The sequence below is a fragment of the Amycolatopsis thailandensis genome (assembly GCF_002234405.1).
Classification (GTDB): domain Bacteria; phylum Actinomycetota; class Actinomycetes; order Mycobacteriales; family Pseudonocardiaceae; genus Amycolatopsis; species Amycolatopsis thailandensis.
In genome coordinates this window covers 42,928-53,886 of record NZ_NMQT01000056.1, presented here as the reverse complement: position 1 = coordinate 53,886, position 10,959 = coordinate 42,928, and the positions used below count along the sequence as shown (strand labels likewise).

The following is a 10,959-nucleotide window of genomic DNA, read 5'->3' as shown; positions in this document are numbered from 1 at the left end:
CCGGCGTTTATTCTCAGGCTTGAAGTACATGAAGGCCCCCTTCCTTGCGCCTAGCGCAAGGAAGGGGGCCTTCATGTACTGGCAAGCGGACAGGAGCGCCGGTGCCCCGGGAAAGCTAGATGACCCCAGCCCGCACCGCGTAAGCGACGGCGTGCGGCCGGTTCTTCAGCTTCAGCCGTCCGGTGATGCCCTGGATGATGTGCTTCACGCTGCGTTCCGAGTAGCTGAGTTCGCCGGCGATCTCGACGGTGTCCTTGCCCTCGGCCATCAGCCGCAGCACGTCGATCTCCCGCGTGGTGAGCCCGGCGGTGTTGACGCCCATCGGGTCGAGCACCTCGCGCTGCAGCCGTTCCACATGCTTGAGCAGTTCGCCGAGCAGGCTCGGCGGGAGCACACCGCCGCCGGTGGCCGCCGCGCGGACCGCGTGCGCCAGGCGTTCGCCGGTCGTCGCCGAGCGCGGCAGGACCGCGACCACCCGGCACTCGATCGCGGGTACGAGTTCCGCCTCGCTGATCTGGCTCACCACGAGCACCACCGGTTTGCCGTCCTCGGCGGCCAGCCGCCGCAGCCAGAGCACGGTCTCAGGTGTCAGCCATTCGGCGGCGAACACCAGGACGTCGGTCTCGGCGCGCTGGTCCCAGTCCCGGATGTCGATCCCCTGCTGCGTGCCCAGCTGACTGGCCAGGCCCGCCGTGGTGATCGGATCGGGCGCGTGCACCGCCACGGTGATCTGTCGGGTTTCCGTGTCCACCTCTGTCCCCTCCGCTTGATCCGCGGCCCCAGTCGGATGGGACACAGTCTGCGAAGGAGCTCTTCACGAACTCTCCACGAGTTCTCAACGAGGCGTGAAGGACTTCGTGGCCTGCTGAAACGCCTCCACGTACTTGGGAAGCTCGTCGAGGATGTCGCGGAGCCTGTCCTCGGGTCCGGTGTAGTCCGGGTCGGCGAGCAGGGCGTACCCGTAGGCCAGCGTCCGCCGAAGCTCGGCGATGCGTTCTTCGGCTTCGTCGGCGTCGACCACCAGCCTGCCGTCGTGGGCGAGACCGAGCAGGACGTCCCCGGCGAACTGTTCATGATCCTGGCTCACTGTCACAGCATGCAGAGCCACGCATGCCACGACCAGCGTCAGCCGACACTTTGCCCCTGCGAACGTACGGCTTTGCCCAGTCGCCCCTCACCTGTCCAAGCCCTGAAAACCACATGAACGGGCACCAAACCTCGGACCTGTTCACGAACGTGAATCCACTTGAACCGAACTACCCTGGCAAAACCCGAGAATGTCTCATAACAGACGGACAAAACCCACACGAAGGGTGCCCGATTGATTGCGAAACCCACATCGGCGCCACTAGGATTTCGCCGGGCAGGACGCCCTTCGAAAGTCGGACGCACAGGCGGCAGGTCATGGACGAGGTTCCCTCGCTGACGGTGCGGCTCCTGGGCGGTCCCCCCGCCCGGCACGGTGACGCCGAGATCGCCCTGGGGCCCGCTCAGCGGCAAGCGGTCTTCGCCGCGCTCGCCCTGCACGCCGGCCGGTTCGTCTCCCGCAAGGAGATCATCGACGCCGTCTGGGGCGAGCAGCCCCCGGACAGCGCCACCGGCATCGTCTACACCTACGTCTCGGCGCTGCGCCGCGCGCTGGAGCCGGTGGGCGAACCGCTCGTCGCCAGCCGCGCCGGCTACAGCCTCGACCTGCCGAAGCACCAGGTCGACGTCCACGTCTTCGAAGCCGAGCTGGAACGGGCCCGCGCGCACCGGCTCGCCGGAGAGCACCGGCGGGAACTGGAGTCGCTGCGGTCCGCGCTCGCGCAGTGGCGGGGTTCCGCGCTCAACGGGATCCCCGGCCCGTTCGCCGAGACCCAGCGCGCCCGGCTGAACGAACTGCGCATGAGCGCGCTCGAACGCCGGGCCGAGGTCGCGCTGCACCTGGGCGGCTACCGCGAACTCGTGGGCGAGCTCGCCGTACTGGTCGAGCGCCATCCGCTGCGCGAAGGCCTGCACCGCATGCTGATCACCGCGTTGTTCCGGTCCGGCAGGCAGGCCGAGGCACTGGCCGCGTTCGACAGCGCCCGCGAGACGATCATCGAGCAGTCCGGCCTCGAACCCGGCCCGGAACTGCTGGCCCTTCGGCAGCGGGTCCTCGACGACGATCCGACGCTGCACCACCAGGACCAGCCGGAACACCATCGGCCGACCCAGGCCCAGCCCGAACGGCCGCCCGCCTTCGTCGGACGCGAGTACGAACTGGACCGGGTGCGCCATCATCTGTCCGCGCTGCTGGACGACGGCCTCGGCGGGACGGTGTGGCTGGACGGCGAGGCGGGCAGCGGCAAGACGGCGCTCTTGGCGGAGGTCCTCGCGACGGCGAGAAGCCACACACGCTGGGTCGAGGCCGACGAGCTGACCAGCGCGGTCCCGCTGAGCCTGATCGCGGACTGCCTCGGCGGCGAAGCACTGGAGGACCTCGGCAAGACGGTCACCGAACTGTGTGAAGCCGGGCCCAAGGTGCTCGTCTTCGAGGATCTGCACTGGGCCGACGAGGAAAGCCTGCTCGCGTGGCAGCGGCTTCACCGGTTCACCACGCATCTGCCGCTGCTGCTGATCGGCTCGGCACGCCCGCTCCCCCGGCGCCGCACCCTCGACGTCCTCCGCTCGCGGGTCGACGGCGAGATCGTCTCGCTGCCGCCGTTCGACGGCCCGGCCGTCGCCGCGCTCGCCGACGAGACCCTGGCCAGGGACCCCGGTGAGGAGTTCCTCGGGTTCGCCGCCGAGTACACCGCCGGGAACCCCGCGTACCTGTCCGAACTGTTCGCCGAGTTCGCCGAAGGCCGCGAGCTCGGCACCGCGCCGCACGGCAGGGCCGCCGCCGTGGTGGAAGATCATCTCGCCACGCTTTCCGTGGCGTGCAAGCGAACGCTGACATCGGCCGCGTTGCTCGGCTCGTCGTTCACGGTCGCCGACCTGGTGGGCGTCACCGGCCGCGAGCTGCGGGCGCTCATCGAAGCGGTCGAGGAGGCACTCGCCGCGCGGGTGCTGGAAACCGAGGGGGAACGTCTGCGGTTCCGCGTCCCTCTGGTGCGCTCGGTGTTCGCCGCGAACACCCCGCCCGCCATCCGCGCCGTGCTGCACCAGGAGATCGCCGCGACGATGGCGGGCTCCGGCGTGCCCGCGGACCGCGTCGCCGAGCAGCTGCTCCAGGTCGGCGACGAACTGACGGCACGCTGGATCCCCCAGTGGCTGCTCGACAACGTCCGCGCACTGCCCACCGGGCTCGCCGTCGAGCTGCTCCATCTGCTTTCGCACCAACGGAATCTCACCGAGGAACAGCATCAGAGCCTGACCGGTGAGCTGGCCGCGCTGCTGCTGCCCGAAGCGGGTATGTCGGCCCCGTGGTCCGCCACCCGCTCCCTGGGGGCCGCGCAGCCGTGGTGCGCGCCGCTGCACGCTTTCGCGCGGCCCGCCGTGCCCCCTCAGCGCGACGCGATCTGACCTACGCCCGGGTACGCAACCGAACTGATCCGGGCACGTCCTAAACTGCGGGGCACGGTAGTGATCCGGCCACTTTCGGTGAGGACAGAATTGGAGCCGGTGTGACCAACGGGCTGCGCGTCGAGCTGCTCGGGCCTCCTCGTGCCTGGCTCGAAGACGTCGAGCTGAAGCTCGGGCCCGCCCGCCAGCGCGCGGTCTTCGCCACCCTGGCGGCACGCCGCGGCCAGTCCGTCCCGCTCGGCGAACTGATCTCCGACGTGTGGGGCGAATCGGCGCCCGCCAGCGCCACCGGCAGTGTCCACACCTACGTCTCCGGCCTGCGCGGCGCGATCCGCAAGGCGGGCGGCGACGCGCACGAGGTACTGCTTTCGGCCGGATCGAGCTACACGCTGCGGCTGGACCGCGAAGCGCTCGACGTCCGCCGGTTCGAACAGGACGCCACCGCGGCCCGGCGGCTCCTCGCCCAGGCGGATCAGCGTGGCGCGGCCGCCCGGCTCACCACCGCCCTCTCTCTTTGGCGCGGCGAGGCGTACTCGGGCGTGCCGGGCCCGTTCGCCGAGGCCGAACGCGTCCGGCTCGCCGAACTCCAGCTGACCGCCGTCGAGCTGCGGGCCACCGCGCTGCTCGGCCTCGGCGACCATCGTGAACTGGTGGCCGAGCTGACCGCGCTGGTGCAGCAACATCCGTTGCGCGAGTCCCTGCACGAGACGCTCATGCGCGCCCTGCACGCCAGTGGGCGCCAGACCGAGGCGTTGACCGCCTACCGCGACGCCCGCCGGGTCCTCCAGGACGAACTCGGCGTCGAACCCGGGGCCCCGCTGCGCGACCTGCACCAGCGCATCCTGGACGGCAGCGAGAAACCTGTCACCGGATCGAAACCGGCACCGGTGCGGATCGTGCCGCCGCCGGTGGCCAAGGCGATCGAACGCGGCGGCCAGGGCACCCTGCCCGGCCGGACCCGGCAGGTCGAACGGCTGCACGGGTTCGTCACCGATGTGCTCGCCGGCCGCGGCCGTCCGGTCTGGCTCGAAGGCGAACCCGGTATCGGCAAATCGGAACTGCTGATCGCCGGGCTGGCGAACGCCGCGGCGCGCGGCTGCCAGCTCGCCTGGACCGCCGCCGACGAACTCCAGCAACGGTTCCCGCTCCAGGTGATCATGGAGTGCCTCGGCGTGCACCACGGCGCGTCGGATCCGGCCAAGGCCAAACTGGCCGGTGAGCTGCACGCCGAGCCCGCGCACGGGAACTGGGGCCCAGCCGACCCGATCCTGTCCACTGTGGACAAACTGCTGGCGCTGGTCGACGAGACCTGCGCGGCGGGCCCGCTGGTCCTGGTGATCGACGACCTCCACTGGGCCGACGAGGCCAGTGTGCTGCTGTGGCAGCGCCTCGCCGCCGCCACCCGTCAGCTGCCGCTGCTCCTGGTCGCCGCCACCCGCACCGGGCACGGCCGTCGCGACCTGGCCCAGCTGCGCCGCGGGGTCGAGGCGAGGGACGGCGAGATCATGCCGGTCGAGGTGCTGACCGACGACGAGATCGCCACCGTGTTCGAGGTGATCCTCGCGGCGAAACTCGGCCCGAGCCTGCGCCCGCTGGTCCGGCGCGCGGCCGGGAATCCGCTCTACGCCAGGGAGATCGCGCATGACCTGGTCCGCACCGGTTCGCTGCGGATCAAGGCTGGCGTGGCCGAGGTGACCCTGGACGGCACCGAGAACGCGCCGCGGTCTCTGCTCGCGGCGGTCGCCCGGACCCTGGAGACCCTCGACCCGGCCACGACCGAGATCCTGCGCACCGCGTCGCTGCTGGGCGCGGAGTTCGCCGTCGAGGACCTCGCCGCGCTGGCGGGCAAGAGCCCGCTGGAAGTCCTGCAAGAGCTGGAACCGGCCACCACCGCGGGCGTGATCGAGTACGCGGGCGACAAACTCGCCTTCCACCACCCGTTCCAGCGTCAGGCGCTTTACGGCGGCATCGCCGAACCGGTCCGCGCCGCGCTGCACCGCCGTGCGGCCGAGTCGCTCGCCCGGACGGGGGCGCCGATCAAACGGGTCGCCGAGCAACTGGCGGCCGGGCCGGTGCCGTACGACCCGTGGCTGGTCGAGTGGCTCACCGCCAACCACGTCGCGGTGTCCAACCGCGCCCCGCACATCGCGGCCGACCTCCTGCGCGGCGCGCTCGACAGCACCGTGCCCACCGGCGAGCAGCGGGAGACCCTGATCGCCGCGCTGGTGCGCGTGCTGTTCCGGCTCGAAAAGGATCCCGAGGCCGAGGCCGAGCAAGCGGTGAAGACGGTCGGCGGCAAGGCGGATCTGGCGCAGATGCGGCATGTCCTCGCCGCGCTGCGCTACCGCCGGGGTGACACGCCCGGCGCGATCGAGGCGCTCGCCGACACCGCGGACGACCCGTCGATGCCGGAACTGTGGCGCACCAGCACCCGGACGCTGCTCGCCAACTTCCGGCGCGGCACCCTCGACGATCTCGACGAGACCGAACGGATCGCGCGCGGGCTGCACGCCGAGGCCGTCGAGAAGGGCGAGCGGTATCCCGCCGCGCACGCGCAGCAGACCCTGTGGCTCGTGCACTCGATCCGCCGCGAGCACGACCAGGCGCTGACCTCGATCGACGCCGCGCTCGAGACCACCGGCGACGAGGCCGACCTCGCCACGCTGCGCTTCGACCTGCTCGACAACCGGCTCTTCACCTTGCAGAACCTCGACCGGCTCGACGAGGCCGACGCCACGCTGCACGCCGGGTACGAGACGGCCGCGCGGCACGGCCTGCCGACCGGCCCGCAGGTCTCAGCCGCCGTGCACTACTACTGGACCGGCCGCTGGGACGAGGCACTGGCCGAACTGGACTCGGTCACCGAGGACGGTCCGGCGATCACCTTCTACGGCGTGCGCGAGCCGGGCGCCGCCGCCTTGTTGCTGCACGGCGTCGCCGCGCTCATCGCAGGCCACCGGGACGAACGCGTCTCCGTCCGCGCGCATCTGGAGGCGGCCGAGGCGCACTCGCCGTCGAACTCGTCCGAACGCGAAAGCTGCGACTTCTACCTGGCGGCCATGGCGATGGCCGCGGAACAGCGCGGCAGGCTCGACGACTCGCTGCGGCTGGTCGCTCCGGTGCTGCGTCCCGACTACGCGCGGATGATGCTGCGGCACCAATGGCTTCCCGACGTCGTCCGCGTCGCGCTCGCGGCCGGGAACGACGCCGTCGCCAGGGAAGCGCTCGCCGTCTGCGACGAAGAGGCGAGCATGGAGTCCGTGCCGGCCAGGGCCACCGCGGCCGCCGCCCGATGCCGCGCGCTGATCGACGGCGACCCCGAAGGCGTGCTGGCCGCGGCCGACCACTACCGCGAGGTCCGCCGCCCGATCGAACTCGCGGCCGCCCTGGAGGACGCCGCCGAACTGCTCGGCCGCGCCGGCTACCTCGAAGCCGCCACCCGGTCGCTCACCGAGGCGTGCGAGGTACTCGGGCCGGTCGGCGCCACGTGGAGCATCCGCAGGGCGGAGAACCGGCTGCGCCGCTACGGTGTGCTGAGCCGTGCCGAGCGGGGGCCCCGGCACGCCGGGGCGCTGTCGCCGCTGGAACTGCGGGTCGCGCGGCTGGTGGCGGCGAAACTGTCCAATCCCGAGATCGCCGCGGAGCTGAGCCTGCCGAGGAGGACGGTGCAGTCGCTGGTGTCCCGGGTGCTGACCAAACTGCACGCCGATTCCCGGCTGACCGTCGGCGATCAGCTGCCGAGACGGCTCGCGTGAGTGTCCCTTCGGGCAACACCGTCGTCCGAAGGGACGGCACGCGCTGCCACCGTCCGATCACCACGAGATGATGCGTTCGCAGTCCGCGAGTCGCGCACGACCGAGGAGAACGATGACCCGCCCGCGTGGATCCCGCCTGGTGGCCGGACTGACCGCCTTCGCGCTGCTGCTCACCGGCTGTTCGAGCGAACCGGAAGCCGCCGGGCCGATCAAGCTCACCGTCGCCACCTTCGGCGAGTTCGGCTACGAGAAACTCTTCGACGACTACGAGAAGGCGCACCCCGGGGTCACCGTCGAAGGCCGGGTCGCCGATTTCGAGACGCACCACCGGCAGCTGGCCACCGGCCTCGGCGCCGGACGCGGCGGCGCGGACGTGGTCGCGATCGAAGAACAGTACCTCCCCAAGTTCCGCCAGTCGACGGACAAGTTCTCCGATCTGTCCGAGTTCGGCGCGCAGGGCCTTAAGCAGAACTGGCCGAGCTGGAAATGGGACCAGGGCACCGCGGACGACGGCAAGTTCGTGATGGGCCTCGGGACCGACATGGGCAGTCTCGCCCTCTGCTACCGCCGCGACCTGTTCGCGAACGCCGGCCTGCCGACCGACCGCGACCAGGTGGCCGCGCTGTGGCCGACCTGGGACAAGTTCGCCGAAACCGGGGAGAAGTTCAGCTCGCGATCGGGAGGGGTCAAGTTCGCGGACTCGGCGGGCACCGTCTACACGGCGATGCTCAACCAGGCCCAGGAGAACTACTTCGCCAAGGACGACACGTTCATCGCCGACAAGAACCCGAACGTGCGCAAGGCCTTCGACCTCGCGGGCGGGATGGCGCTGAAGAAGGAGACGGCGGCGGTCACCACCTTCACGCAGCCGTGGACGGTGGCGATCAAGCAGAGCCGGTTCGCCGCGATCACTTGTCCCGCTTGGATGCTGACCCAGATCCAGGAGGCGGGCGGCCCGGAACTGGCGGGCAAATGGGACGTCACCTCGGTGCCGGGCGGGGCGGGCAACTGGGGCGGGTCGTTCCTGACCGTCCCGAAGCAGGGCGCGCACCGCAAGGAGGCCTACGACCTCGCCGTCTGGCTGACAGCGCCCGAGCAGCAGAAGCGGATCTTCCTGGAAAGCGGGCTGCTGCCGAGCGCGCTGGGCGCCTACCAGGACCCGGCCGTGCTGTCCCACACCAGCGACTACTTCAGCGGAGCGCCGGTCGGCAAGATCTTCGCCGCGTCCGCCGAAGCCCTGCGGCCGAACTACCGCGGGCTGCGCGACGGCGAGGTGCGGCCGGTGTACGGGCACGCGCTCGGCCGCGTCGAAGAGGGAAAGCAATCGATCGACCAGGCCTGGAGCCAGGCCGCGACCGAAGGCCGCGCCGCGGCCGCCAAGTGAGTGGAGACGGCGTGACACGCAGTTTTCCGGCCGGGTTCCGCTGGGGCACGGCCACGGCGGCATACCAGATCGAGGGTTCGACGACGGCGGACGGCCGCGGACCATCCATTTGGGACACCTTCACCGCGCGGCCGGGCCGGGTGCTCGACGGCGCCACCGGCGACCCGGCCTGCGACCACTACCGCCGCTATCGCGAGGACGTCGGCCTGCTGAGCGAACTCGGCGTGCCGTACTACCGCTTCTCCGTCGCGTGGTCGCGGGTCATGCCGGACGGCCGCACGCTCGAACCGCGCGGGCTCGCCTTCTACGATCGCCTTGTCGACACGTTGCTGGAGCACGGGATCACCCCGATGGTCACGCTCTACCACTGGGATCTGCCGGAGGCGCTGCAACAAGAGGGCGGCTGGCCCAACCGCGATCTCGCGAGCCTGTTCGCCGACTACACGTTGACCGTCCACAAAGCACTCGGCGACCGCGTCCGGCAGTGGACCACGATCAACGAGCCGTTCTGCGCCGCTTTCATCGGCTACGGCAACGGCGATCACGCGCCGGGTCTCCGGGACGAAGGCGCGGCGCTGGTCGCCGGGCACAACCTCCTGCTCGCACACGGCCGGGCCGCGCAGGCGTTGCGCGCCAACGGTGGCGAGCAGGAAGTGTCCATCGTGCTCAACTTCGCCCCGGTACTGACCGATGTGGACGACGACGAGCACCGCGAAGCCGCGCGCAGATTCGACTTCCTGCACAACCGGTTCTTCCTCGATCCCCTGCTCGGCCGTGGCTATCCGCCCGGACTGCTGGCGGATCTGGCACATCTCGGCACGCTCGAACCGGCGATCGCCGACGGCGACCTGGAACTCATCGCGCAGCCGCTGGACGTCCTGGGCGTCAACTACTACGCGCCCGCCCGCGCCGTCCCGCTGGACGATCCCGAAGCCGACAGCAACTGCCCGCTGCCCGGTCTGCGCGGGATGGACGTCACGCCGCCCCGCGGTGAGCTGACCTCGCTCGGCTGGGAGCAGCGGCCGGAGTCGTTCACCGATCTGCTGCTGTGGCTGCACGGCCACTGCCCCGGCCTGCCGCTCGTGATCGCCGAGAACGGCGCCGCCTTCGTGGACGAGGTCGTGGACGGACGGGTTCGTGACGCGAACCGCGTGCGGTACTTCGCCGAGCACCTCGCCGCCGTGCACGCCGCGATCGAAGGCGGCGCGGACATCCGCGGTTACATGGCCTGGTCGCTGCTCGACAACTTCGAGTGGGCCATGGGGTACACGCAGCGGTTCGGGCTCGTGCACGTCGACTTCGAAACCCAGGAGCGGGTGGTCAAGGACAGCGCCCGGTTCTACGCGGACGTGGTGGCGCGCAACGGGCTCTCGTAGCCGTCAGGACGGCACACCGACGTTGTGAAAGCCACGTTCACAACGTTCAAGGTTGCGAACGTGGCTTTCACAACATGCACCTTTGCTTGTCCGCCCGAGAACAAGACCTCAGCGCGGCCGCGGCCATCAGCCCCGTAGCGCGCCTCGCATCACCCCGTCGACCACCTTCCTGGCCAGCAGGATGAACAGCACGATCACGGGCAGCACGCCGATGGTGGCCGCGGTGAGCATCAGCGAGTAGTCGGTGAAGTAGCCGCTGGCCAGCCGCGACAACGCCACCTGGACGGTCGGGTGCGCGTTGGGGTCGAGCACGATCAACGGCCAGAAGAAGTCGTTCCACGCGGTCATGAACGTCAGCATCGCAAGGACGGCGGCCTGGGGGCGGATGGCGGGCAGGGCGATGTTCCAGAACAGCCGCGCAGCCGAACAGCCGTCGACACGCCCGGCGTCGAGCAGCTCGCCGGGGATCGCCTCCTCGCACGCCTGCCGCATCCAGAACACGCTGAACGCGCCGACCAGTCCCGGCACGATCACCGCTTCCAGCCGCCCGTACCAGCCGAGTTCGCCGACCACCAGGTAGAGCGGGATGACCCCGAGCTGGGCGGGCACCATGGCGGTGCCGATGACGACGAGGAAGAGCGAGTCGCGGCCGGGAAAACGCAGGCGCGCGAAGGCGAATCCGGCCATGCTGGAGAGCAGCACGTTCGACACGGTCACGGTGCCGGCGACGATCAGCGAGTTCTGCATCGCCAGCCAGAAGTCGACGGTGTCGAAGACCCTGCCCACGTTCTCGACCAGGTTGCCGCCGGGCACCAGCGGCGGGGTGGTCTCACCGAGAGCGGAATTGTCCTTGGAGGACACCACGAACGACCAGTACAGCGGGAAGATCGACGCGATGCCGACGGCGAGCAGCAGCCCGTAGACGACGAATCCGGTCCTTTGCCTGGCCGCCACG

Annotated in this window: 7 protein-coding genes; 4 read left to right on the top strand and 3 right to left on the bottom strand. The window is 70.5% G+C overall.

Annotated features, from left to right (window positions below; genetic code table 11):
• Positions 1-115 precede the first annotated feature (115 nt).
• Together CFP71_RS16340 and CFP71_RS16335 are read right to left on the bottom strand one after the other, a co-directional pair.
• Positions 116-751, bottom strand: coding sequence for a helix-turn-helix transcriptional regulator (locus tag CFP71_RS16340; RefSeq protein WP_005164996.1), 636 nt, complete (start codon positions 749-751; stop codon positions 116-118).
• 84 nt (positions 752-835) lie between these two features.
• Positions 836-1,087, bottom strand: coding sequence for a hypothetical protein (locus tag CFP71_RS16335; RefSeq protein ID WP_093934703.1), 252 nt, complete (start codon positions 1,085-1,087; stop codon positions 836-838).
• A gap of 317 nt (positions 1,088-1,404) precedes the next feature.
• Here CFP71_RS16335 and CFP71_RS16330 point away from each other — a divergent pair, with 317 nt between their 5' ends.
• The 4 genes from CFP71_RS16330 to CFP71_RS16315 all read left to right on the top strand — a co-directional run bounded on the left by CFP71_RS16330 (position 1,405) and on the right by CFP71_RS16315 (position 10,004).
• Positions 1,405-3,489: an ATP-binding protein gene (locus CFP71_RS16330; protein ID WP_093934702.1), complete on the top strand. Its 2,085-nt coding sequence runs from the start codon at positions 1,405-1,407 to the stop codon at positions 3,487-3,489.
• A gap of 101 nt (positions 3,490-3,590) precedes the next feature.
• On the top strand, positions 3,591-7,244 hold the full coding sequence (locus CFP71_RS16325; protein WP_093934701.1) for an ATP-binding protein: 3,654 nt from the start codon (positions 3,591-3,593) through the stop codon (positions 7,242-7,244).
• Positions 7,245-7,356: 112 nt separating this feature from the next.
• Positions 7,357-8,628, top strand: a complete 1,272-nt coding sequence (locus tag CFP71_RS16320; protein WP_093934700.1) for an ABC transporter substrate-binding protein — start codon at positions 7,357-7,359, stop codon at positions 8,626-8,628.
• An 11-nt stretch (positions 8,629-8,639) separates the two neighbouring features.
• Positions 8,640-10,004 (top strand): GH1 family beta-glucosidase, encoded by a 1,365-nt coding sequence (locus tag CFP71_RS16315; RefSeq protein ID WP_093934699.1) that lies wholly within the window; start codon positions 8,640-8,642, stop codon positions 10,002-10,004.
• 126 nt (positions 10,005-10,130) lie between these two features.
• On the opposite strand, the gene CFP71_RS16310 is transcribed toward CFP71_RS16315, so the two are convergent.
• Positions 10,131-10,958, bottom strand: coding sequence for a carbohydrate ABC transporter permease (locus CFP71_RS16310; RefSeq protein ID WP_093934698.1), 828 nt, complete (start codon positions 10,956-10,958; stop codon positions 10,131-10,133).
• Position 10,959: the final 1 nt, after the last annotated feature.

Excerpts from the sequence above, each read along its gene's own strand:
- CFP71_RS16330 (WP_093934702.1), top strand. The coding sequence starts at position 1,405 with ATGGACGAGGTTCCCTCGCTGACGGTGCGGCTCCTGGGCGGTCCCCCC.
- CFP71_RS16320 (WP_093934700.1), top strand. The coding sequence starts at position 7,357 with ATGACCCGCCCGCGTGGATCCCGCCTGGTGGCCGGACTGACCGCCTTC.